Annotated in this window: 21 protein-coding genes; 11 read left to right on the top strand and 10 right to left on the bottom strand. The window is 63.6% G+C overall.

Annotation, left to right across the window (positions count from 1 at the left end; genetic code table 11):
* Window position 1: 1 nt before the first annotated feature.
* Together NPS47_RS00730 and NPS47_RS00725 are read left to right on the top strand one after the other, a co-directional pair.
* Window positions 2–1417 carry a Y-family DNA polymerase gene (locus tag NPS47_RS00730; RefSeq protein ID WP_274293219.1) on the top strand — a complete coding sequence of 472 codons (1416 nt, stop codon included), beginning with the start codon at window positions 2–4 and terminating at the stop codon, window positions 1415–1417.
* Complete coding sequence (locus NPS47_RS00725) at window positions 1393–4500, top strand: error-prone DNA polymerase (RefSeq protein WP_274293218.1); 3108 nt, start codon at window positions 1393–1395, stop codon at window positions 4498–4500. Before NPS47_RS00730 ends, NPS47_RS00725 begins: the two co-directional genes overlap by 25 nt.
* A gap of 83 nt (window positions 4501–4583) precedes the next feature.
* Here NPS47_RS00725 and NPS47_RS00720 read toward each other — a convergent pair whose 3' ends face one another.
* Together NPS47_RS00720 and NPS47_RS00715 are read right to left on the bottom strand one after the other, a co-directional pair.
* Complete coding sequence (locus tag NPS47_RS00720; RefSeq protein WP_274293217.1) at window positions 4584–5405, bottom strand: aldo/keto reductase; 822 nt, start codon at window positions 5403–5405, stop codon at window positions 4584–4586.
* Window positions 5393–6298 (bottom strand): LysR family transcriptional regulator, encoded by a 906-nt coding sequence (locus NPS47_RS00715; protein ID WP_274293216.1) that lies wholly within the window; start codon window positions 6296–6298, stop codon window positions 5393–5395. Before NPS47_RS00715 ends, NPS47_RS00720 begins: the two co-directional genes overlap by 13 nt.
* 137 nt (window positions 6299–6435) lie before the next feature.
* On the opposite strand from NPS47_RS00715, the gene NPS47_RS00710 reads away from it, so the two are divergent.
* The 3 genes from NPS47_RS00710 to NPS47_RS00700 all read left to right on the top strand — a co-directional run bounded on the left by NPS47_RS00710 (window position 6436) and on the right by NPS47_RS00700 (window position 9401).
* Window positions 6436–7134, top strand: a complete 699-nt coding sequence (locus NPS47_RS00710; RefSeq protein WP_274293215.1) for a CoA transferase subunit A — start codon at window positions 6436–6438, stop codon at window positions 7132–7134.
* A gap of 36 nt (window positions 7135–7170) precedes the next feature.
* Complete coding sequence (locus NPS47_RS00705) at window positions 7171–7827, top strand: CoA transferase subunit B (protein WP_274293214.1); 657 nt, start codon at window positions 7171–7173, stop codon at window positions 7825–7827.
* 143 nt (window positions 7828–7970) lie between these two features.
* A complete protein-coding gene (locus NPS47_RS00700; protein WP_274293213.1) occupies window positions 7971–9401 on the top strand; it encodes a short-chain fatty acid transporter in 1431 nt (476 codons plus the stop codon).
* 113 nt (window positions 9402–9514) lie between these two features.
* Here the strand turns inward: NPS47_RS00700 and NPS47_RS00695 are convergent, their stop codons facing one another.
* Both NPS47_RS00695 and NPS47_RS00690 read right to left on the bottom strand, forming a co-directional pair.
* Complete coding sequence (locus NPS47_RS00695; protein ID WP_274293212.1) at window positions 9515–9952, bottom strand: carboxymuconolactone decarboxylase family protein; 438 nt, start codon at window positions 9950–9952, stop codon at window positions 9515–9517.
* A 102-nt stretch (window positions 9953–10054) separates the two neighbouring features.
* Window positions 10055–11485, bottom strand: coding sequence for a PLP-dependent aminotransferase family protein (locus NPS47_RS00690; RefSeq protein WP_274293211.1), 1431 nt, complete (start codon window positions 11483–11485; stop codon window positions 10055–10057).
* A 165-nt stretch (window positions 11486–11650) separates the two neighbouring features.
* On the opposite strand from NPS47_RS00690, the gene NPS47_RS00685 reads away from it, so the two are divergent.
* The gene (locus NPS47_RS00685; RefSeq protein WP_274293210.1) at window positions 11651–11893 is read left to right on the top strand and encodes a DUF2790 domain-containing protein; all 243 of its coding nucleotides are present in this window, start codon (window positions 11651–11653) and stop codon (window positions 11891–11893) included.
* Here NPS47_RS00685 and dkgB read toward each other — a convergent pair.
* Window positions 11890–12693, bottom strand: coding sequence for a 2,5-didehydrogluconate reductase DkgB (gene dkgB, locus NPS47_RS00680; protein WP_274293209.1), 804 nt, complete (start codon window positions 12691–12693; stop codon window positions 11890–11892). The genes NPS47_RS00685 and dkgB overlap by 4 nt on opposite strands.
* A 160-nt stretch (window positions 12694–12853) precedes the next feature.
* Here dkgB and NPS47_RS00675 point away from each other — a divergent pair, with 160 nt between their 5' ends.
* Complete coding sequence (locus NPS47_RS00675) at window positions 12854–13474, top strand: TetR/AcrR family transcriptional regulator (protein WP_038612464.1); 621 nt, start codon at window positions 12854–12856, stop codon at window positions 13472–13474.
* Between the two features lie 97 nt (window positions 13475–13571).
* On the opposite strand, the gene NPS47_RS00670 is transcribed toward NPS47_RS00675, so the two are convergent.
* Entirely contained in the window at window positions 13572–14051 is a 480-nt protein-coding gene (locus tag NPS47_RS00670) for a GNAT family N-acetyltransferase (protein ID WP_274293208.1), read from the bottom strand.
* Window positions 14052–14174: 123 nt separating this feature from the next.
* On the opposite strand from NPS47_RS00670, the gene tam reads away from it, so the two are divergent.
* The gene (gene tam, locus NPS47_RS00665; RefSeq protein ID WP_274293207.1) at window positions 14175–14939 is read left to right on the top strand and encodes a trans-aconitate 2-methyltransferase; all 765 of its coding nucleotides are present in this window, start codon (window positions 14175–14177) and stop codon (window positions 14937–14939) included.
* Between the two features lie 9 nt (window positions 14940–14948).
* On the opposite strand, the gene NPS47_RS00660 is transcribed toward tam, so the two are convergent.
* Complete coding sequence (locus tag NPS47_RS00660; RefSeq protein WP_274293206.1) at window positions 14949–15326, bottom strand: DUF2784 domain-containing protein; 378 nt, start codon at window positions 15324–15326, stop codon at window positions 14949–14951.
* A 141-nt stretch (window positions 15327–15467) separates the two neighbouring features.
* Here NPS47_RS00660 and NPS47_RS00655 point away from each other — a divergent pair, with 141 nt between their 5' ends.
* Window positions 15468–16097, top strand: a complete 630-nt coding sequence (locus NPS47_RS00655; RefSeq protein WP_274293205.1) for a LysE family translocator — start codon at window positions 15468–15470, stop codon at window positions 16095–16097.
* A 54-nt stretch (window positions 16098–16151) separates the two neighbouring features.
* Here the strand turns inward: NPS47_RS00655 and preA are convergent, their stop codons facing one another.
* From preA to hydA, 3 genes are all read right to left on the bottom strand, one after another.
* Window positions 16152–17429, bottom strand: a complete 1278-nt coding sequence (gene preA / locus NPS47_RS00650) for an NAD-dependent dihydropyrimidine dehydrogenase subunit PreA (protein WP_274293464.1) — start codon at window positions 17427–17429, stop codon at window positions 16152–16154.
* Window positions 17426–18793 (bottom strand): NAD(P)-dependent oxidoreductase, encoded by a 1368-nt coding sequence (locus NPS47_RS00645; RefSeq protein ID WP_274293204.1) that lies wholly within the window; start codon window positions 18791–18793, stop codon window positions 17426–17428. Before NPS47_RS00645 ends, preA begins: the two co-directional genes overlap by 4 nt.
* A gap of 106 nt (window positions 18794–18899) precedes the next feature.
* Window positions 18900–20345, bottom strand: a complete 1446-nt coding sequence (hydA, locus tag NPS47_RS00640) for a dihydropyrimidinase (RefSeq protein WP_274293203.1) — start codon at window positions 20343–20345, stop codon at window positions 18900–18902.
* A 325-nt stretch (window positions 20346–20670) separates the two neighbouring features.
* Here hydA and NPS47_RS00635 point away from each other — a divergent pair, with 325 nt between their 5' ends.
* Both NPS47_RS00635 and NPS47_RS00630 read left to right on the top strand, forming a co-directional pair.
* Window positions 20671–22158, top strand: a complete 1488-nt coding sequence (locus NPS47_RS00635) for an NCS1 family nucleobase:cation symporter-1 (RefSeq protein WP_274293202.1) — start codon at window positions 20671–20673, stop codon at window positions 22156–22158.
* A 32-nt stretch (window positions 22159–22190) separates the two neighbouring features.
* The gene (locus NPS47_RS00630) at window positions 22191–23474 is read left to right on the top strand and encodes a Zn-dependent hydrolase (RefSeq protein ID WP_274293201.1); all 1284 of its coding nucleotides are present in this window, start codon (window positions 22191–22193) and stop codon (window positions 23472–23474) included.
* The last annotated feature ends 64 nt before the right edge of the window (window positions 23475–23538 follow it).

Genomic DNA, 23538 nt, shown 5'->3' with positions numbered 1-23538 from the left:
CATGCTCTGGGCCTGTATCCTGCTGCCGCAGCTGGCGCTCGACGCTGTGCTGCGCGGGCGCGCCGACCCCGACACGCCACTGGTGCTGCTCAGTGGTCCGCCCCAGCGTCGCCTGTTGCAGGCGGTCAACCCGGCAGCGGCGGCCCTTGGCCTGCGTGCCGGGCAGCCGTTGACCACGGCTCAGGCGCTGGCGGGCAATTTCACCTGCGTCGACCATGACCCGGCGGCCATCGACGCCTTGCAGCAACTGCTCGCTGCCTGGGCTTACCAGTTCAGTTCCCAGGTCAGCCTGCATTACCCGCGGGTCCTGTTGCTGGAAGTCGAATCCAGTCTCGGTCTGTTTGGCCCCTGGCCTGCCTTCGAAGCGCGGTTGCGCGCCGAGCTGAACGCCCTGGGCTTTCGCCACCGTATCGTCCTGGCCAGCAACCCGGTGGCCGCGCGCATGCTCGCCAACTGTCACGATGGCCTGGCGCTCGATTGTCCCGAGCAGACCCGCGCCGCGCTTGAGCAATTACCTATCGAGCGGGTCGGTCTGCCAGTGGAGGCGGCCAGCGCCTTCGCCCGTATGGGCTTGCGCCGGCTCGGCCAGGTCATGGCGCTGCCGCGCGAGGCGTTGGCCCGGCGTTTTGCCGCAGCGGTGCAACTGCACCTGGACCGTCTGTTGGGCTTGCGGCCCATGGCATTGACGTTCTACCTGCCGCCGGACCGCTTCGATGCCCGCCTGGAGCTGAATTTCGATGTCGAGTCGCACCAGGCCTTGCTCTTTCCGCTGCGCCGTCTGCTCAACGATCTGGCCGCATTTCTGGCGGGCCGTGACAGTGGCGTGCAGCGTTTTACCCTGCACCTGGAGCACGCCGAAGGCGCCGATACCGATGTGCCCGTTGGCCTGCTGGCCGCCGAGCGGGACCCGTTGATGCTGTTCGAGCTGGCCCGTGGACGCCTTGAGCAACTGCAACTGAGGGCGCCGGTGCGCAATCTGCGCTTGCAGGCTGAAGACCTGCCGGCTTTTGTCCCGCAGCACCGCGAACTGTTCGAGGCACGCCCGCAGCAGAACCAGCCCTGGGAGCAACTGCGCGAACGCCTGCGCGCGCGCCTGGGCGATAGCGCAGTGCACAGCCTGTCGGCCCAGGCCGATCATCGCCCGGAATGCGCCTGGCGTCTGGATAACCCGATCACGCTGGCGCCGCCTGCGCCCGCAGCGCTACGTCCGGGCTGGTTACTGGTCGAGCCCCGGGCCTTGCCGGGCGTGGGCGTGCAATTGCTGACCGATGCCGAGCGGATCGAATCCGGCTGGTGGGATGGTGGCGATGTGCGTCGCGATTACTACCGGGTGCAAACCCCGAACGGGTTGTATGCCTGGGCCTACCGCAACCTTGGCGAAGAGGGACCGTTGTGGCTGCAGGGTTGGTTTGCATGAGCACGCCAGCGGCTTACGCCGAACTGCACTGCCTGTCGAACTTCAGCTTCCAGCGCGGTGCTTCCAGCGCCCAGGAGTTGTTCCGCCGCGCCCGCCAGCAGGGCTACCAGGCCCTGGCGATCACCGACGAGTGTACCTTGGCCGGGATCGTCCGGGCCTGGCAGGCGGCGAAAGCGGTGGAGCTGCCATTGATCGTCGGCAGCGAAGTGCGTCTGCACGATGGACCCAAGCTGGTGCTGCTGGCGGAGAATCTGCGCGGTTACCAGCACCTGTGCCGGCTTATCACCCTGGGTCGGCGACGGGCGCAGAAGGGCGCCTACCAGCTGCTGCGTGAAGACTTCGACGCGCCTTTGGAAGGGCTGCTGGCCCTGTGGGTGCCGGATGACGGCGAGCAGGACCTGGCTGTCGGTCACTGGTTGCGTGAGCGTTTCGCCGAGCGCCTGTGGCTGGCGGTCGAGCTGCACCGCGGTGTCGACGATGGGCGGCGCCTGCAACAGTTGCTGGCTCTGGCTACGTCTCTGCAACTGCCCGCTGTAGCGGCGGGCGACGTGCACATGCATGCCCGTGGGCGGCGCGCCTTGCAGGACAGCATGACGGCGATCCGTCATCACTGCACGGTGGCCGAGGCCGGGCAGCGTCTGTTCGCCAATGGCGAGCGTCACCTGCGGCCATTGACGCAACTGGTCGAGCTGTATCCGCAGGCCTTGCTCGATGAAACCCTGCGCATCGCCGCCCGCTGCCGCTTCGACCTGAGCCAGCTGCGCTACCAGTACCCCCGCGAGCTGGTGCCTGCCGGGCAGACGGCCAGCAGCTGGTTGCGTCACTTGTGCGAGCAGGGGCACCGCTGGCGCTGGCCCGGCGGCCTGGAAGAGAAGGCCCGTCAGGCGCTGGAACACGAGCTGGAACTGATTGCCGAACTGAACTACGAGAGCTACTTCCTCACCGTTCACGACATCGTCAACTTTGCCCGCGGCCAGGGCATTCTCTGCCAGGGCCGTGGCTCGGCGGCCAACTCGGTGGTGTGTTTCGTTTTGGGCATCACCGAGCTGGACCCGATGCACAGTCACCTGCTGTTCGAGCGTTTTCTGTCGCGCGAGCGCGATGAGCCCCCGGATATCGATGTCGACTTCGAGCACGAGCGGCGTGAAGAAGTCCTGCAGTACGTGTTCAGCCGCTACGGCCGTCACCGCGCAGCTTTAACTGCCGTGGCCAGTACCTACCACGCCGCCGGTGCGGTGCGCGATATCGCCCGGGTGCTGGGCTTGCCGGTGGCGCAAATCAACGCCTTGGCCGATTGTTGCGGACGCTGGAGCGATCGCTTGCCGCCGCCCGAGCAACTGCGTGAAGCCGGTTTTGATCCCGACAGCCCATTGTTGCGCCGGGTGCTGGCGCTGACCGGAGAGTTGATCGGCTTTCCCCGCCACCTGTCTCAGCATCCGGGCGGCTTCGTGATTTCCGAGCAGCCGCTGGACACCCTGGTACCGGTGGAAAACGCAGCGATGGAGGGGCGCACGGTGATCCAGTGGGACAAGGACGACCTCGACCTGGTCGGCCTGCTCAAGGTCGACATCCTCGCCTTGGGCATGCTCAGCGCCTTGCGCCGCTGTTTTGACCTGCTGTACCGCCATCGCGGCCGTGAACTGAGCCTGGCGACGATCCCCGCTGATTGCGCGGCCACCTATGAAATGATCGGCCGCGCCGACACCATCGGCGTGTTCCAGATCGAGTCGCGGGCGCAGATGGCCATGTTGCCGCGGCTCAAGCCAAAGGAGTTCTACGATCTGGTGATCGAGGTGGCTATCGTTCGGCCTGGGCCGATCCAGGGTGACATGGTCCATCCTTACTTGCGCAGGCGCCAGAAGCTGGAAGAGGTGAGCTATCCGTCGCCAGCGCTGAAAAAAGTCTTCGAACGCACCCTTGGCGTGCCGCTGTTTCAGGAACAGGTGATGGAACTGGCCATGGTCGCGGGCGGCTATTCGGCGGGCGAGGCTGATCAGCTGCGGCGGGCCATGGCGGCCTGGAAGCGCCATGGCGGTCTGGAGCCGCACCGTGAACGGCTGATCAGCGGCATGCTCGCCAACGGTTACAGCAACGAATTCGCCGAACGTATTTTCGAGCAGATCAAGGGCTTTGGCAGTTATGGCTTTCCCGAATCCCACGCCGCCAGTTTCGCCTTGCTGACCTACGCCAGTTGCTGGCTCAAGTGCCATGAACCGGCGATCTATGCCTGTGCGTTGATCAACAGCTGGCCGATGGGCTTCTACAGCCCCGACCAGATTCTTCAGGATGCCCGCCGTCACCGCATCGAAATCCGTGCGGTGGATGTCTGCTACAGCGACTGGGACTGCAGCCTGGAACCGGGGGCAGGGCAGGTGTTGGCCATTCGTCTGGGGTTGCGGCAGATCCGCGGCTTTCGCCAGAACGATGCCCGGCGCATCGAGCAGGCCCGTGCCGAGCGTGGCTGGCGTGATGTCGCTGACCTCTGCCTGCGCGCGCAACTCGATGCCCGGGCGCGTGAACTGCTGGCCGATGCCGGGGCCTTGCGCGGGCTGGCCAGCGACCGTTACCGGGCGCGCTGGAGCGTGGCGGCGGTGCAGGCGCAGCTGCCGTTATTCGCTGGGGTCGATGCGCCTGAGGAGGCGCCTGTGAGTTTGCCGCAGCCGTCGATCGGCGAGGACATGTTCGCCGACTATGCCAGTGTCGGCACCACCCTGGGCCCGCACCCGCTGACTTTGCTGCGCCGCCGTCTAGATGTTCTAGGCTGTCGCAGTTCACAGGCACTGGAGGGCGCCGGGCATGGCGACAAGGTCAGCGTGGCGGGCCTGGTGACCGGCCGCCAGCGCCCGCAGACCGCCAGCGGAGTCACTTTCGTCACCCTTGAAGATGAGTTCGGCAATGTCAACGTGGTGGTCTGGCGCGAGCTGGCCGAGCGTCAGCGCCGGGCCCTGGTCGGCTCACAATTGTTACGGGTGAGCGGGCGGCTTGAGTGTGAAAGCGGGGTACGCCATCTGATTGCTCAGCGACTGGAAGACCTCAGCCCGCTGTTGCAAGGGCTGGATGTGCGCAGTCGGGATTTTCGTTAGCTGTGGGAGCGGGCTTGCCCCGCGATGCGATGTGACTGACAGGTCGCAATCGCGGGGCAAGCCCGCTCCCACAGCAAGGCCGCTCAAACCATCGCCAGCGGCTGCTTGCGTGTCGGCGCCGGAAAGGCCCGGTCGATGGCGCGCAGGTCTTCGCTGCTGAGGGTCAGGCTGGCCGCCGCCGCATTCAGGCGCACATGTTCCGGGTCCACGGCCTTGGGGATGGCGATCACACCGTCCTGGCGCGTTACCCAGGCCAGGCTGACCTGGGCCGGGGTGGCACCATGGCGCTCGGCAATCTCGCTCAGGGTCGGGTGCTTGAGCAAGCGCCCGGCCTGGGCCAGCGGGCAATAGGCCATGGTCGGCAGCTGGCGCTTGTGGCTCCAGGGCAGCAGGTCGAACTCAATACCGCGTTGGGCGGGGTTATACAGGACCTGATTGGCGGCGCAGTCGGGATTGTGCAGCTCGCGCAGGTCGTCGGTATCGAAGTTCGACACCCCCCAGCGGCCGATCTTGCCCGCTTCACGCAAGCGCTCGAAGGCCTCGACGGTTTCCTCCAGCGGATACTGGCCGCGCCAGTGCAGCAGGTACAGGTCGATATAGTCAGTGCCCAGGCGCTTGAGGCTGCGCTCGCAGGCGGCCGGGATGCCGTTGCGACTGGCGTTGTGCGGGTACACCTTGCTGACCACGAAGACCTGGTCACGGCGTCCGGCGATGGCCTGGCCGACCACCTCTTCAGCACCGCCTTCGGCATACATCTCGGCCGTGTCGATCAGCGTCAGGCCCAGCTCGATGCCGTGCTGCAAGGCCGCCACCTCGCGGCTGCGCTGGCCCGGGTCTTCGCCCATGTACCAGGTACCCTGGCCGATGGTGGGAACGTTTTGCTCGGCAAACTTCACTGTACGCATGTCATCTCCTGGGGGCGGGCTTGTTCCTGTAGTACATCGAGCAGCGCCTGAGCTGCCGCTGAGAGTTTATGGTCTGCCAGCAGGGAGACGCCAATGCGGCGTTCGATGATCGGCTCGACCAGCGGCACGCAGCGGGCGCCGAGCTCCTGCATCTGGCCGATGCACAAGGCCGGTACGGCACTCACCCCCAGGCCGTTGGCAACCATGCGGCCGATGGTCGACAGTTGATGGCTCTCGAAGGCCACCGCCAGCTTGCCATGCTCGGCCGCCAGGGCCTGCTCCAGCAGCAGGCGCACGGCCGACGGTCGCTGCAGGGCGATGAAGTCTTCATCCAGCAGCTCGCGCCAGCTGACCTGGGGTTGTTGTGCTAAAGGTGAATCAGTGGGCACCACCGCGACGAAACGGTCCAGGTACAACGGCTTGAACAGCATTGGCGCGCTGGCCTCGGGCTCGATACCGATGCCCAGTTCGACGCGGCGATGGCGCACCAGCTCCAGCACCTGCTCGTTGATCACGTCATGCACGGTGACATTGACCCGCGGGTAGCGCTGGCGAAACACCTTCAGCACCGCCGGCAGCAGGTTGCCGGCGAAGGCCGGCATCGCGGCGATCGACACCCGTCCCAGTTGCAGGGTGAAGCGCTGGCGCAGCAGTTCTTCGGTGTTGTCCCAGTCGGCCAGTAACTGCCGGGCCAGGGGCAGCAGCACTTCGCCCTCCGGGGTCAGGCTCACGCTGCGGGTGGTGCGGCTGAGCAGGGCGCCGCCGAGGTTGTCCTCCAGGGCCTTGATGGTCAGGCTCAGGGCCGGTTGCGACAGATGCAGGTGCTCGCCGGCCTGGGCAAAGCTCTGGTATTTGGCAACGGTGACAAAGGCGCGCAACTGCTTGACGTTCATCGCTGTGGTCTATTCTTTTGAAAAATTAATCAAACGATCATAAAAACAAAATTAACAAATAAGTCAGTTGGGGTGAAGATGCGTCAAACGCTTACCGACACCCCTGTCGGTTCAACAACTACAAAAGGCGGATCAGCATGGCCGGACTGGACAAGCGCGTAGCAACCTATGAACAGGCTCTTGAAGGCCTGACCGACAACATGACCGTACTGGCCGGTGGCTTCGGTCTGTGCGGCATCCCAGAAAACCTCATCAACGAGATCAAGCGCCGCGGCGTCAAAGGCCTGACCGTGGTCTCGAACAACTGCGGCGTCGACGGCTTTGGCCTGGGCGTGCTGCTGGAAGATCACCAGATTCGCAAGATGGTCGCCTCCTATGTCGGCGAGAACGCCGAATTCGAGCGCCAGTTGCTCAGTGGCGAGCTCGAAGTCGAACTGACCCCGCAAGGCACCCTGGCCGAGAAAATGCGCGCTGGCGGCGCCGGCATCCCGGCGTTCTTCACCGCTACCGGCTACGGCACCCCGGTTGCCGAGGGCAAGGAAGTACGCGAGTTCCATGGCCGCAAGTACATCCTCGAAGAAGCCATCACCGGCGATTTCGCCATCGTCAAAGGCTGGAAGGCTGACCATTACGGCAACGTGGTGTACCGCAACACCGCGCAGAACTTCAACCCACTGGCCGCGACCGCCGGCAAGATCACCGTGGTCGAGGTCGAAGAGATCGTCGAGCCGGGTGTCCTGCTGCCTACCGAGATCCACACCCCGGGTATCTATGTCGACCGGGTGATTGTCGGCACCTTCGAGAAGCGTATCGAAAAACGCACCCTCAAAGCCTGAACCGTCCCCGAACAGAACAACAAAGAGATCCTGACCATGGCACTTACCCGCGAACAAATGGCCCAGCGCGTCGCCCGCGAACTCAAGGACGGCTACTACGTCAACCTCGGCATCGGCATTCCGACCCTGGTGGCCAACTACGTCCCGGCCGATATGGACGTGATGCTGCAATCGGAAAACGGCCTGCTGGGCATGGGTGAATTCCCGACCGAAGCGCAGCTCGACGCCGACATGATCAACGCCGGCAAACAAACCGTGACCGCCCGCCGTGGCGCGTCGATTTTCAGCTCCGCAGAATCCTTCGCGATGATCCGTGGCGGTCATGTTGACCTCACGGTGCTGGGCGCTTTCGAAGTGGACGTGGAGGGCAACATCGCCTCGTGGATGATTCCCGGCAAGCTGGTCAAAGGCATGGGCGGCGCCATGGACCTGGTGGCCGGTGCCGACAACATCATCGTCACCATGACCCACGCCTCCAAGGACGGTGAGTCCAAGCTGCTGCCGCGCTGCAGCCTGCCGCTGACCGGTGCCGGTTGCATCCGCAAGGTGCTGACTGACCTGGCTTACCTGGAAATCGAAAACGGCGCCTTCATCCTGCGCGAGACTGCGCCGGGGGTGACGGTCGAAGAAATCATCGAGAAGACTGCCGGCAAATTGATCGTGCCGGATGATGTGAAAGAGATGACCTTCTGATCTGAGTTTTTTGTAGATTTTGCTGGCCTCATCGCTGGCAAGCCAGCTCCCACAAGGTCCTCTGTACACCGAACCTGTGGGAGCTGGCTTGCCAGCGATGGGGCCTTGTGTCGTTCCGATAAAATCAAAAAAAGGAAAACCCCGTGGCCGCTGATATCCAAGACAGCCGCTCCGCTCGCTTTGCCCTGCGCTGCTCAAACTGGGCTGAACGCTGGTTCCCCGATTCCTGGGTGTTTGCCGCCCTGGCGGTGGTACTGGTTTCCGTCGCCGCCCTGGCCATGGGCGCCAAGCCCACCGATACCGCCAAGGCCTTTGGCGACGGCTTCTGGAGTCTGATTCCGTTCACCATGCAGATGGCCTTTGTGGTCATCGGTGGTTATGTGGTGGCCAGTTCGCCACCGGCGGTCAAACTGATCGATCGTCTGGCACTGCTGCCGAAAAACGGTCGCTCGGCGGTGTGCTGGGTGGCGCTGATTTCGATGCTGGCGTCATTGCTCAACTGGGGCTTGTCGCTGGTGTTCGGCGGTTTGCTGGTACGCGCCCTGGCGCGGCGCACCGACCTGCGCATGGACTATCGCGCCGCGGGCGCTGCCGTTTACCTGGGCTTGGGTGCTGTCTGGGCCCTGGGCCTGTCGTCGTCGGCGGCGCAGTTGCAGGCCAACCCGGCCAGCCTTCCACCGTCAATTCTGGCGATCACTGGCGTGATCCCGTTTACCGAAACCATTTTCCTCTGGCAGTCGGGCGTGATGCTCGTCGCGTTGGTGCTGGTATCCCTGGTAGTGGCTTACGCCACCGCACCGGGGCCGGGCAGTGCCCGCAGCGCCGCTGACTGCGGCGTCGATCCGAGCTTTTCGATCCCGGCGCCACCACAACGCACCCGTCCGGGCGAGTGGCTGGAATACAGCCCGATCCTGATTCTGTTGCTGGTGGCACTGGCGGCGGGCTGGTTGTACAACGAGTTCTCGACCAAACCTGCGATCACCGCGATTTCCGGGCTGAACACTTACAACCTGCTGTTCATCATGCTCGGTGCCTTGCTGCACTGGCGTCCGCGCAGCTTCCTCGACGCAGTCACCCGCGCGGTGCCAACCACCACCGGGGTGCTGATCCAGTTTCCATTGTACGGCTCGATCGCGGCAATCCTGACCCAGGTTCAAGGCAGCGATGCGCAAACGTTGGCCCATCACATCTCGACCTTCTTTGTGCAGATCGCCACCCACGATACCTACGCGCTGCTGATGGGCGTGTACTCGGCCGTGTTGGGCTTCTTCATTCCGTCTGGTGGCGGCAAATGGATCATTGAAGCGCCCTACGTGATGCTGGTAGCCAATGACCTGCAGTACCACCTGGGCTGGGCGGTGCAGATCTACAACGCCGCCGAGGCACTGCCGAACCTGATCAACCCGTTCTACATGCTGCCGCTGCTGGGCGTGCTGGGCCTGAAGGCGCGCGACCTGATCGGCTTCTCTTTCGTGCAGTTGCTGGTGCATGTACCGCTGGTGCTGTTCCTGCTGTGGTTCCTCGGTACCACGTTGCAATACACGCCGCCGGTGATGCCGACCCCGGCCGGTTGATCGGTACTCGGTGGGAGCGGGCTGCTGTGGGAGCGGGCTTGCCCCGCGATTGCGATCGGGCAGTCACATCGTATCGCGGGGCAAGCCCGCTCCCACCGGGGGGCACTCACTTGTCAGCTTGGGATCATCGCAAAGCCGACGCCGAAGCGGTTCCAGGCGTTGATGGTAGCGATGGCCAGGGTCAGGTTGACCACTTCGGCTTCGCTGAAGTGTTCGAGCAGGGCGCGATACTGGTGTTCCGGCGCATGGCGGTCAGGCAGGCGGGTCAGGCTTTCGGTCCAGGCCAGGGCTGCACGCTCACGCGGGGTGAAGAACGCGGTATCTTCCCAGACGCTCAGGGTTTGCAGGCGCGCCTCGGTTTCCCCGGCCTTGCGCGCATCATTGGCGTGCATGTTGACGCAGTAGGCGCAGCCGTTGATCTGTGATGCGCGCAAGCGGATCAGCTCCAGCAGCGAGGTTTCCAGCCCCGACTTGCCCAGGGCCATTTCCAGACCGACCATGGCCTTGTAGGCCTCGGGCGAGTGCTTGGCCCATTCGATACGATTGCTCATCTCTGTTCTCCGGTAAGTTCCGCATCAGGCGGCGATGGCACTACCTTAGCGCCGCTGCGGTGAGGCTCGAATAGCCAATTGCGGCAAATCTCAGGAGGCCAATCAGCCAAGGGTCTGCAGGGTGTCGCGCACCCGGTCGAGGGCCGGGTCGATGTCCAGCAGTTCGATCGCGCCAAAGCCCAGCAACAGCCCGGAACGTACCGGCGCCTGGGCATGGAAGGGCGCCAGCGAGTACAGCCCGACCTCGACCTTACGCGCCATGTTGATCAGGAACTCCACCTCCAGGTCGCCCTTGGTCAGGGCACTCAGGTGATAACCCGCGGTGGCCGGAATCACTTCGAACCAGGGCGCCAGGTCGCCGTGCAAGCGCTGCAGGATCCGTTCGCGCCGTGCGGCATACACCTCATGCACACGGCGGATGTGTTTGAGCAACGCACCTTCGCTGATAAAGCGCGCCAGGGCCCACTGACTGAGGGTCGGGGTGTGCCAGTCACTCAGTTGCTTGGCGACACAGATGGCTTCGCGCAGGGCTTCGGGAACGATGGCGTAACCCAGGCGCAGCTCCGGTAACAAGGTTTTCGAGAAGGTCCCGACATAGGCCACCAGGCCATGGCGATCCATGCTTTGCAGCGAATCGGTAGGCCGTCCTTCGTAGCGGAATTCGCTGTCGTAGTCGTCTTCGATAATGATCGCGCCCAAGGCCGCGCCGCGTTCCAGCAAGGCCTGGCGCCGTGCCAGACTCATCGGCATGCCCAGTGGAAACTGGTGCGACGGTGTGACGTAGATCAGCCGGGTGCCTTCGGCGATCTGCTCCACGCACAGGCCCTGGTCATCCACGGGCACGTACTGCAACTGCGCGCCCTGAGACAGGAACAGCTGGCGTGCCGGGGTGTAGCCAGGGTCTTCCATAGCCACCCGGCAGCCAGGCTCGATCAGGATCCGGGCGATCAGGTCCAGGGCTTGCTGGGCGCCGTTGCACACCAGTACGTCGCTACTGTGACAACGCACGCCGCGGGCGAAGGCGATATGCCGGGCAATGGCTTCACGCAGCTCCGGCAACCCCTGATGCGCGGCATAGCGGGCGCTGCCGCGACGGATCTGGCGTAGCGCGTACTGGTTGCAACGGCGCCAGTCATCGAAGGGGAACTGGGCCTTGCTCGACGCACCGCCGATGAAATCGTAGCGCAAGGTACTTGGCGCCAGGTCAGCCATCAGGTTGGACCGCGAGCGCCATTTGGCCAGGGTCGGGGCACTTGCCAGCGGAATGGCGGGGCCCGCGGGCGGCATCCGGGTCGAGGCCGGGGTAATGAACGTGCCTTTGCCGACCTTGCCGCTGAGCAGGTTGTCGTAGGTCAGGCGCGAATAGGCTTCGGCCACGGTCTTGCGCGACACCCCCAGCTGTTCGGCCAGCAGCCGGGTTGGCGGCAATTGTGTGCCGGCGGCCAGGCGCCCGCTGTCGATACCCTCGCGCAATTGCTGGTAGAGCTGTTCGGCCAGGCCTTTGCGGCCTTGCAGGCTGATGTGAAGTTCCATGCTGGGGTGAATCCGTGCGCCGTTGACTGGCAGCGAGATTACCCGATTTACCCTGAAGCTGCCGTTGATCCCCTCGGCCGACGTCTTGGTGCAGGCGCGCCACACTTTAAAAGTCGGGGTTCTCCGGCACGTCGGCGAACCTCTTGCGCATACAGGAGCGTCGCCATGTACCTGCGAACTCTGTTAGGCCTGGGGCTGTTGCTGACAGCCAGTGTTCAAGCCGCCGAATCAACCGCCGTGTATCACTACGGCATGCCGCTGGATATTGCCCGGGTGCTCGCCATGAGCGAGCCTGATACCGAGATCTGCGATGTGGTGCAGGCCAGCATGGTCTATCTCGACTCGGCCGGCCAGCAACACACCTTGCAGTACCTGAAGCTGGCCCAGGCCTGCAGCGATCAAGGTTAGTCCCAGGCCGGTGCCAGACTTTCCGGGCTGGTCAGGCGCAGGCCGCTGTCGAGTGCGGCGATTTTCGCCATGTCCGCATCGCTGAGCTTGAGCTCGCGGGCCTTGAGGTTGCTGGCCAGATTCTCGCGGCGGGTCGAGGACGGGATCACCGCATAGCCCAGCTGCATGGCCCAGGCCAGGGTGACCTGCGCCGGGGTGGCGTTGTGCTGCCCGGCGATTGCCTGGATCACCGGGTCTTGCAGTACCTTGCCGTAGCCCAGGGTCATGTAGGAGGTCACGGCGACGCCCTGACTGTGCATGAACTCGACCAGCTTGCGGTTTTGCAGGTAGGGGTGCAGTTCGATCTGGTTGGTGGCGATGGCGTCTTTGCCGACCACCTCGATGGCCTGGCGCAGCAGATCGATGGTGAAGTTGGACACGCCGATCTGGCGGGTCAGGCCCTGGTTACGGGCTTCGGCCAGGGCGCTCATGAACTCGCTGACCGGGACGGCGCCCTTGGGCGATGGCCAGTGGATCAGGGTCAGGTCCAGGTAGTCGCTGCGCAGTTTGCTCAGGCTTTCCTTGAGGCTGGGGATCAGCTTGTCGGCGCTGAGGTTTTCGGTCCAGATCTTGCTGGTCAGGAACAGCTCGCCACGGGGGATGCCGCTGGCAGCGACAGCGTTGCCGACTTCGGCTTCGTTGCCGTAGATTTGCGCAGTGTCGATGGCGCGGTAACCGAGTTCCAGGGCCTGGCTGACCGAGTCGATCACCACCTGGTCTTTGAGGCGAAAGGTACCGAGGCCGAGCAGGGGAATGGACATGGGAGGGCTCCTTTGAAGGGCTGCTGGAAAAGAGGCGTGCAGTATTGCGACTGCGTGCGTCAGGAAACATCCCTGCGCCGACACAACTTTTTTGCCGCCGACGCACGAATCGGCAGAGCCTGGTGGTAGCCTTGCAGCGTCAGTCGCAATGGACCTGGTCATGACCCAGCACAAGCTCAGCATTCGCCAACGCAATGTCGACAACATCCTCCTGGCCGCCGAGCAGGTCTTTGCTGAGAAGGGCTACGCTGGCACTGCCATGGCCGACATCGCCGAGGCGGCGCAGTTGCCGCGCAGCAATGTGCACTATTACTTCAGCACCAAGGCCGAGCTGTACCAGGCGGTGTTGTTCGGTCTGCTTGAAGTATGGAAGCAGGATGCCTTGTGCTTCGAACTTTACGACGATCCGCGCATCGTGCTGAGCAGCTACATCCGCGCCAAGATGAACCATTCGCGCACCCGTCCCTATGGCTCCAAGGTCTGGGCCAACGAGATCATCCATGGCGCGCCCAACCTCGGCGCGGCGCTGGACGACCCGCTGTACGACTGGGCCAAGATGAAGGAAGCGAAGATCCGTCAGTGGATCGACGATGGCCGCATCCTCGCGGTGGAACCCTCGGGGTTGCTGTACATGATCTGGGCGTCGACCCAGCACTATGCCGACTTCAGTCACCAGGTTGGCTTGCTCAACGACCACCAGCCGCTCACCGACCTGCAGTTCGAGCGGGCAGTGCAGACGGTGACCAGTGTGATCTTGCGCGGGATCGGTCTGGAGCCATAAGGCCAGTGTCGGGGGCATACTGTGGGAGCGGGCTTGCCCCGCGATTGCGGGCTGACAGTCACATCGCATCGCGGGGCAAGCCCGCTCCCACCACGGATTACTGTTGGGCAAATGCCTTCAAGCCGTCACCTTCCAGGCGATAGCGCACCCACTCGTCCTGCGGCTGGGCACCCAGCGAGCGGTAGAACTGAATCGCCGGCTCGTTCCAGTCCAGCACGCTCCACTCCAGGCGGCCGCAGCCGTTCTCGCAAGCCTCGATGGCGATATGCCGGAGCAGCTGTTTACCCGCGCCGCCGCCACGTTGGTCGGGGGTGATGTACAGGTCTTCGAGGTAGATGCCGTTGCGTCCCAGCCAGGTCGAGTAACTGTAGAAGTACACCGCGTAGCCGATGGCTTTACCGTCACGCTCGCAGATCAGGCTCAGGGCCTTGGCGCCGTCGTCGAACAGGGTGCGTTCGATGTCGGCGACACTGGCGATCACTTCGTGGCGGGCGCGTTCGTAATCGGCAAGCTCGGTGATGAAGGCAAGAATCTGGGCCGCGTCGTCGCGGTGGGCAGGGCGGATGTGCAAGGTCATGGCAGGCTTCCGGCAGGTGGACTGATGGCGCTCATGTTAACGGCAAGCAGGAGGCAATAGGCGAATTGTGCCGGGCATTCTATGCTTGCTTGCGACTTTTCACTGACGAACAAGGACTCAACAATGAGCTGGTCCGCGACGCAGTACAGCACCTTCGAAAACGAGCGCACCCGGCCGGTGCGCGACCTGGTGGCGGCATTGCCACAGCAGAATATCCGCACGGCCGTCGATCTGGGCTGCGGCCCGGGCAATTCGACCCAGGTACTGGCCGAGCGTTATCCGGCGGCAGCAGTCAGTGGCATCGACAGCTCCGAGGACATGATCCGGGCTGCACGCCAGCGCCTGCCAACTATCGACTTTGCCTTGGGCGACATTGCCAGCTGGACGGCGCCCCATGGCGTCGACGTGATCCTCGCCAACGCTTCGCTGCAGTGGCTGCCCGATCATGCCGGGTTGTACCCGCACCTGGTCAGGCAACTGACCGCGGGCGGCAGCCTGGCGATCCAGACCCCGGACAACCTCGACGAACCGGCCCATCGCCGCGCCCGCGAGATTGCCAGCCACGGCTCCTGGGCTGACAAGATCGCTGCAATCAAGCACCCGCCACGACTTACCGCCGTTGAGTACTACGACATCCTCAGCCCCCATTGCCGCCAGGTCGAAGTGTGGCGCACCACCTATTACCATCCGTTGGCGGGCGGGGCACAGGCGGTAGTGGAGTGGTTCAAGGGCTCGGCCTTGCGTCCGTACCTGGCGGCACTGGACGGCGATGAACAGCAGGGCTTCCTCACGGATTACCTGCACGCCATGGAGAAAGACTACCCGGCAGCGGCCGACGGCAAGGTGCTGTTGCCATTCCCGCGGTTGTTCATTGTCGCCACGCGCTGAAGGCAGACTTCAACGGCTGGGCTGCCTGCGTGGCCACTGGCGGATCACCTGCAGGTAAACCAGGGCATTGACCACCACCACCACCGAGCCCAGCAGCACCTGTATACCCGGCGTCAGCCCCGCCGGGTAGATGACCGGCAGAATGTAATGCTCGATGAAACCGCCCTCGTAACCGGCCTGGCCGGCTGCCTGACGCAAGTGGTTCTCCCAGTCGGTGAGCGGGCAGAACAGATGAAAGAACTCCACCGCGATGCCCCAGCACACTGCCGGCAGGTGCCACCACAGGACCCCGCGCCACTTGAGCACCAGCAAGCCGCCGAACAGCACGAACAGAATGAACAACAGGTGAAACAGCACCAGACCATCGGCGCTCAGGCGGTACAGCATGTGTGGCTTCCTCGAGGTCAATATTCCTTGTACGCACCATCATAGAGGCAAACCGCCGAGGGTCGTTGCCGCCTGATCACAGGCGTTGTCCTGAGCGCATCGAACAGGCATGCTGGCGCCTTTCTGTCTGCGGAATCCGCCATGGACGCCTCCACACTGTTGCTCTACATCATCGCCGCCGGTGCGGTGATGATCACTCCCGGTCCAGCCATGCTCCTGGCGCTCAATAACGGTGCCACTCACGGCATGCGCGTGGCCGGCTTCGGCATGGCCGGGGCGATGCTCTCCGACTTGCTGCTGATCGCTGCCGTAGGCTGTGGCCTGGGCGCCTTGTTGCAGGCTTCCGAGCAGTTGTTCAGCCTGGTCAAATGGGTCGGGGCGGTTTACCTGCTGTATCTGGCCTGGGTGCTCTGGCGCGCACCGAGCAATGCCCTGGAGCGGGTGCCGATGAATGCCGGCGCCAGTGGTCGCTCAGCCTTTCTGCGGGCGCTGTTCGTCGGCCTGTCCAATCCCAAGGGGCTGCTGTTTTTCTCGGCATTCCTGCCTCAGTTCATCCGCCCCGATCAGCCGGTGGCCGAACAGTACCTGGTGCTGGCGATCACCAGCGCTGCCCTCGACGGGGTAATGATGGCGGTCTACGCCTATGGTGGGCGACATGCCATGCGGCGGTTTTCGGCGCGCACCATGCAATGGATCAACCGCAGCTGTGCCGGGATGCTGGCGGCGTTGGCGGTGGGCTTGAGCCTGTATCGACGCAACGATATGCACTGAGTGCAAACAACGAGGGAGGATCACTGATCCTCCCTCGTTGTTTGTGGCCGCGTCTCAGGAGGCTTCGCGGTAGGGGTTGCGCGGGTCATGCTGCCAGTCGAGGAAGGGTTTGCCGGTGTCCTGCGCCACCATCTCGATACAGTCCTGCACCGGGCAGGTGATCTGGCACAGGTTGCAGCCCACGCACTCGGCGTCGATCACCTCGTAGCGGTGGCTGCCATCGGCCTGCTTGAGGCTGGCGATGGCCTGGTGCGAGGTGTCTTCGCAGGCAATATGGCAACGTCCGCAACCGATGCAGGCGTCCTGATCGATGTTGGCGATGACCTGGTAGTTGATGTCCAGGTACTTCCAGTCGGTGGTGTGGGCCACAGCGCGGCCGCTGAAGTCCTGCAGGCTGCGGTAGCCCTGACTGTCCATCCAGCGCGAGAGACCGTCTTTCATGTCGTCGACGATGCGAAAGCCATGCAGCATCGCCGCTGTACAAACCTGCACGGCACCGCAGCCCAGGGCGATGAACTCGGCGGCGTCACGCCAGCTGCCGATGCCACCGATGCCGCTGATCGGCAGGCCGCGAGTGGCCGGGTCGCGGGCGATTTCGGCGACCATGTTCAAGGCAATCGGTTTGACCGCCGAGCCGCAGTAGCCGCCGTGGGTGCTCATGTCGCCGACAATCGGCAGGGCGACCATGCGTTCGAGGTCGACGCTGGTAATCGAGTTGATGGTGTTGATCAGCGACACCGCGTCGGCGCCGCCACGATGAGCGGCGCGCGCGGACTGGCGGATGTCGGTGATGTTGGGAGTGAGTTTGACGATCACCGGCAATGAGCAATGGGTCTTGCACCAGCGGGTCACCTGTTCGACATACTCCGGCACCTGACCCACTGCCGCGCCCATGCCGCGTTCGGGCATGCCGTGGGGGCAACCGAAGTTCAGTTCGATACCGTCGGCGCCGGTGGCTTCCACCAGCGGCAGGATGGCTTTCCACGACTCCTCGACGCAGGGCACCATCAGCGACACGATCAGTGCGCGGTCGGGCCAGTCCTTTTTCACCTGGGTGATTTCACGCAGGTTGATTTCCAGCGAGCGGTCGGTGATCAGCTCGATGTTGTTGATGCCCATGACCTCGCGGTTGACCCCGTAGTGGGCCGAGTAGCGCGACGACACGTTGACCGCGGCCGGGTCTTCGCCGAGGGTTTTCCAGACCACGCCGCCCCAGCCGGCCTGGAAGGCGCGGACCACGTTGTAGGCTTTGTCGGTGGGCGGCGCCGAGGCCAGCCAGAATGGATTGGGCGCTTTGATGCCAGCGAATTCGATCGACAGGTCAGCCATTATGCAGCCTCCTCATTGAGCATCAGGTGCGCATGCATGGCCTCGGCGGCCAGCTTGCCGTGCTGCACGGCCTGGACGGTGAGGTCCTGGCCCAGGTGGGTACAGTCGCCGCCGGCGTATACGCCGGGCAGGTTGGTGCGCATGTGTTCATCGACGCGAATGCGCTCGCCATCACGGGCCAGGGTCTGTGCGCTGCTGTCACTCAGCGCCTGATTGTCAAAGGCCTGGCCGATGGCTTTGAAGATCGCATCGGCGGCCAGTTCGAAGGTTTCTCCCGTGGCCTGCAGGCGGCCGTCGACCATCTGCGTGCGGGCAAAGCGCATGCCGCGTACCCGGCCCTGATCGTCGAGCAGCACCTGCTCAGGCCGGGCCCAGGTCAGCAGGCGCACCTGGTTCTCCTTGGCGATGTGCTGTTCATGCTCGGTGGCGCCCATGTCCTCGCAACCGCGGCGGTACACCAGGTTGACGTCGCGAGCGCCGAGGCGGGCCATCTGCACGGCCATGTCGATGGCAGTATTGCCCGCGCCGAGGACGATGCAGCGGTCTGCCACGGGCAGGGTGCTCAGGTCGCTGGCTTGGCGCAGTTCACGGATGTACTCGGTGGCAGCGAGCATGCCGGGGGCGCTTTCGTCGGCCAGGCCCAGTTGGCGGCTGGCGTTCAGGCCAAGGCCGAGGAATACCGCATCGAACTGCTGTTGCAGCTCGGCCAGGCTGAGGTTGTCGCCCAGCACCTGGCCATGGCGGATCTCGATACCGCCGATTTGCATCACGAAGTCCACTTCGCGCTGGGCGAAATCGTCGACCACCTTGTACTTGGCGATCCCGTATTCGTTCAGACCGCCGGCCTTGGGCCGGGCTTCGAAAATCACCACGTCGTGGCCGTGCCAGGCCAGGCGGTGGGCACAGGACAGCCCTGCAGGCCCGGCGCCGACCACGGCAATGCGCTTGCCAGTGCTGGCGGCGCGCTGGAAGGGGTGTTCTTTGAACTCTGCGTGGTCTAGGGCGTAACGCTGCAGCAGGCCGATGAGGACCGGAGCACACTCCTGGTGATGGTTGCGCACGCAGGCTTGCTGGCAGAGGATTTCGGTCGGGCAGACCCGTGCGCAACTGCCGCCGAGGATGTTGGCCGAGAGGATTTTCTCTGCCGCGCCCTGGACGTTTTCCTGGTGGATGTTGCGGATGAACGAGGGGATGTCGATGTCGCTGGGGCAGGCGTTGACGCACGGGGCGTCGTAGCAGTACAGGCAGCGTGCGGCTTCGACGGCGGCCTGACGGGCGTTCAGCGGTGGGGCCAGGTCGCTGAACTGCTCGGCCAGGTCGGCATTGTCGGTGGACGGGCGGGGGAGGTGGTTGAGGGACTCGATCACGGTGGTTTCCTCATGTTTCTTATTGTCGGGGCTTTGATCGCGGGGCAAGCCCGCTCCCACCGGGATTACTCAACCTCGGTGGGAGCGGGCTTGCCCCGCGATGCTGTCAGCGCTTGACCGCAGCCGGACGCAGATGCTCGGCGCGCTTGCTCAACAGATCGAACACCGCAGGAAAAGCCGGCCGTTCGATATAGCGCCCGGCACCACGCTCGGCCCGCAAGTCACCATTGGCCCAGACCAGCTTGCCCTGGCTGATGGTATGGCTGGGGATGCCACGCACGGTCTTGCCTTCGAAAATGTTGAAGTCGACTTGTTGATGATGCGTCGTCGCGGAAATGGTTCGCGTACCTTGCGGGTCCCAGAGCACCAGATCGGCATCGGCCCCCACGCGCAGGGCGCCTTTGCGCGGGAACAGGTTGAAGATCTTCGCCGTGTTGGTTGACGTCAGCGCGACGAAATCCTGCATCGACAACTTGCCGCTGTTCACGCCTTCGTCCCAGAGCACTGCCATGCGGTCTTCGATACCGGCAGTACCGTTGGGGATGCGGCTGAAATCATTGCGGCCGGCCGCTTTCTGTTCGGCGCAGAAGCAGCAGTGATCGGTGGCGGTGGTGTGCAGGTTGCCCGACTGCAGGCCACCCCACAGGGCTTCCTGGTGGCCGTCCTTGCGCGGCCGGAAGGGTGGGCTCATGACGTAGCCGGCGGCGGTTTGCCAGTCGGGATGCTGGTAAACGCTGTCGTCCAGCAGCAAGTGCCCGGCCAGAACTTCGCCGTAGACCTGCTGGCCCTTGGCGCGGGCATAGGTGATCTCATCCAGCGCTTCGCGGGTCGACACATGCACCAGGTACACAGGTGTACCGAGGGTTTCGGCAATGCGGATGGCGCGGCTGGCGGCTTCGCCCTCGACCTGGGAGGGGCGCGACAACGGATGCGCTTCGGGACCGGTCATGCCCTGGGCCAGCAGTTTGCGTTGCAGGTGATAGACCAGCTCGCCGTTCTCGGCATGCACGGTGGGCACCGCGCCCAGTTCCAGGCAGCGTTCGAAGCTGGCGACCAGGGTGTCGTCGGCGGCCATGATCGCATTCTTGTAGGCCATGAAGTGCTTGAAGCTGTTGACGCCATGCAGGCGGACCAGCTCACCCATTTCTTCACGTACCTGTTCGCTCCACCAGGTGATGGCAACGTGAAAGCCATAGTCGGCGGCCGATTTCTCAGCCCAGCCGCGCCACTGATGAAAGGCTTCGAGCAAGGATTGCTGCGGGTTGGGAATGACGAAGTCGATGATCGAGGTGGTCCCACCGGCAAGGCCTGCAGCGGTGCCGCTGTAGAAGTCCTCGCTGGCCACGGTACCCATGAAGGGCAGTTGCATATGGGTGTGCGGGTCGATGCCGCCGGGCATCAGGTACTGGCCGCTACCGTCGACAATCTCGCAGCCGGTGGGGAGGTCGAGGTCGGTGCCGATGGCCTTGATCACACCGTCGGCACAGAGCACGTCGGCACGATAACTTTCCTCATGGGTAATCAGGGTGGCACCACGAATCATCAGCGTCATCAGAGGCTCCTCGCAGGCTTGACCGGTTGTTACCGGTTCTAGGTTTTGTTCTTTTTGCAGCGTAGGTCAGAACCTGTCATCGCTGTCAGGAATTGAATCTAGTAGGGCATCAGGAATAGGGCAAATAATTAATTTATAAGCTTATATCTTGTTTAACTCATTGATATTTAATGAGTTATCTTTAATTTTTCTGTTCGGAGAAAACGACCAGTGGTCCTGTCGTTCTTGACAGGTTGTGGAAATGGTCAAGATTTCTCATGGGCAGCCGTGATTGCCCTGATGCCAGCGCAAGTACCTCCAAAAACACAAAAACAGTGGAGTGGCCATGCAGCAGACCCGATCGCAAGTGCGTGAACGTGATGGCTTGTATGAACTCGACGCCGGCAGCGACGTCCTCGACAGCCCCCGGTACAACCACGACATCGCGCCAACCAAGGTGCACGAACGCACCTGGAACAAGTGGCACATCACCGCGCTGTGGGTCGGCATGTCGATCTGCGTGCCGACTTACACCCTGGGCGGGGTGCTGACTGCCTACTTCGGCCTGACGGTGGGTGAAGCGTTGCTGGCGATTCTGCTGGCCAACACCGTGGTGCTGATTCCGCTGACACTCAATGCCTTTCCCGGGACCAAGTACGGCATTCCCTTTCCGGTGCTGTTGCGATCTTCGTTCGGGATCAAAGGCTCCAACGTGCCATGCCTGATCCGGGCTTTGGTGGCGTGTGGCTGGTTTGGCATCCAGACCATGTTCGGTGGCCTGGCCATTCACCTGTTCCTCGGCTCGTTGTCGGCGGACTGGAAGGCCCTGGGCGGCACCGGTGAGGTGATCGGCTTCATGCTGTTCTGGTGCTTGAACCTGTGGGTGGTGCTGCGCGGCGCCGAGTCGATCAAGTGGCTGGAAACCCTGTCGGCACCGTTACTGGTGCTGGTCGGCGCCGGGTTGCTGGTGTGGGCCTTGCCCAACGTTTCGATCAGCGAGCTGATGGCCCAGCCACCCAAACGCCCGGAAGGCGCCAGTGTCTACGGCTACTTCTTTGCCGGGCTGACCGCCATGGTGGGTTTCTGGGCCACCCTGTCGCTGAACATTCCTGATTTCAGCCGCTACGCCAAAAGCCAGAAAGATCAGATCCTCGGGCAGATTTTCGGCCTGCCGCTGACCATGTTCCTGTTCGCGGCTTTAGGGGTGGTGCTGACTGCCGCCTCGGCGTCGCTGGTGGGGCAGACGGTGTCCGATCCGGTCAGCCTGATCGGGCATATCCAGAGCCCGGTGTGGGTGGCCTTGGCCATGGCGCTGATCATCATCGCCACCTTGTCGACCAACACCGCGGCGAACATCGTTTCGCCCACCAACGACTTTCAGAACCTCGCGCCCAAGTGGATCGGGCGGACCAAGGCGGTGCTGCTGACCGGGCTGGTCGGTTTGTTGCTGATGGCCCATGAGCTGCTGAAAAAGCTTGGCCTGATCGTCAGCGACGTCAGCCTCGAAAGCGTCTATTCCAACTGGCTGCTGGGTTACTCCAGCCTGCTCGGGCCGATTGCCGGGATCATGGTGGTCGACTACTTCCTGATCCGCAAACAGACCCTGGACCTGGCCGGCCTGTACCGTGATGACGTCTATCCGGCCTGGAACACTGCCGGTTTCATCGCCTTTGGGGTACCGGTGGCGCTGACCCTGTTGTCGCTGCAGAGCCAGGCGTTCAGCTGGTTCTACGACTTTGGCTGGTTCACCGGTTCCGCTCTGGGCGGGCTGATCTACTACGCGCTTGGCCAGTTCAAGACCGCCCGCGCGGCCAACCTCAAACCCACCGTGTAGCGCCTATGGCCCGCAGAGGCCAGGAGAACAGCATGCAAACAGCACAGGACGTTCTGCAATCGACCCATCGGCATATCAACGGCGAACGCTTGTGGCAGTCGTTGATGGACCTGGCCCGGCTCGGCGCTACAGTCAAAGGCGGGGTGTGCCGCCTGGCGCTGACCGACCTTGATCGCCAGGCCCGCGACCTGTTCGTCCAGTGGACCGAAGAGGCGGGCTGCGTTGTGACCATCGACGGCGTCGGTAACATTTTCGCCCGCCGTCCGGGCCGCAACCCGCAATTGCCGCCGGTGATGACCGGCAGCCATATCGACACCCAGCCCACCGGCGGCAAGTTCGATGGCTGCTTTGGCGTATTGGCCGGGCTGGAAGTCATGCGCACCCTCAATGACTTGCAGATCGAAACCGAGGCGCCGCTGGAGGTGGTGGTCTGGACCAACGAGGAGGGCTCGCGCTTTGCCCCGTGCATGATGGGCTCGGGGGTGTTCGCCGAGAAATTCACCCTGGAGGAGACCCTGGCCAAGACCGATGCCGAAGGTATCAGCGTTGGCCAGGCGCTCAACGCCATTGGCTATGCCGGGCCGCGAGCGGTCAGCGGTCACCCGGTGGGCGCGTATTTCGAAGCGCATATCGAGCAGGGGCCGATCCTTGAAGACCAGCACAAGACCATTGGCGTAGTGCTCGGCGCCCTTGGCCAGAAGTGGTTCGACCTGACCCTGCGCGGTGTCGAGGCCCATGCCGGGCCGACACCGATGCACCTGCGCAAGGACGCCCTGGTCGGCGCCAGTGCGGTGGTGGCGGCGGTCAACCGTGTGGCCCTGGAGCACCAACCGCATGCCTGTGGCACGGTCGGTTGTTTGCAGGCGTATCCGGGCTCGCGCAACGTCATTCCGGGTGAAGTGCGCATGACCCTGGATTTCCGTCACCTGGAGCCGAAACGTCTGGATTCGATGATCGACCAGGTGCGTGAGGTGATCAGCACTACCTGCCAGCAGCATGGGCTGAGCCATACCCTGACGCCGACGGCGGACTTCCCGCCGCTGTACTTCGAGCAGGGCTGTGTCGAGGCGGTGCGCAGTGCCGCTCAGGGCCTGGGATTGTCACACATGGATATCGTCAGTGGCGCCGGGCATGACGCGATTTTTCTCGCTGAGCTGGGGCCGGCAGGGATGATTTTCGTGCCTTGTGAAGGGGGCATCAGCCACAACGAAATCGAGAATGCCGCGCCCGAGGACCTGGCTGATGGCTGTGCCGTGCTATTGCGCGCGATGCTGGCGGCGGCGCAGGCGGTGGCGCGGGGGAGGGAAGCGGCGTAGGGCTTGAGGACCTCATCGCTGGCAAGGCCAGCTCCCACAAGGATGGATGTATACCAACCAACTG

Origin of the sequence: Pseudomonas putida (genome assembly GCF_028682475.1) — a bacterium.
Lineage (GTDB): Bacteria > Pseudomonadota > Gammaproteobacteria > Pseudomonadales > Pseudomonadaceae > Aquipseudomonas > Aquipseudomonas putida_AG.
This window is presented reverse-complemented; position numbering and strand designations above follow the sequence as displayed.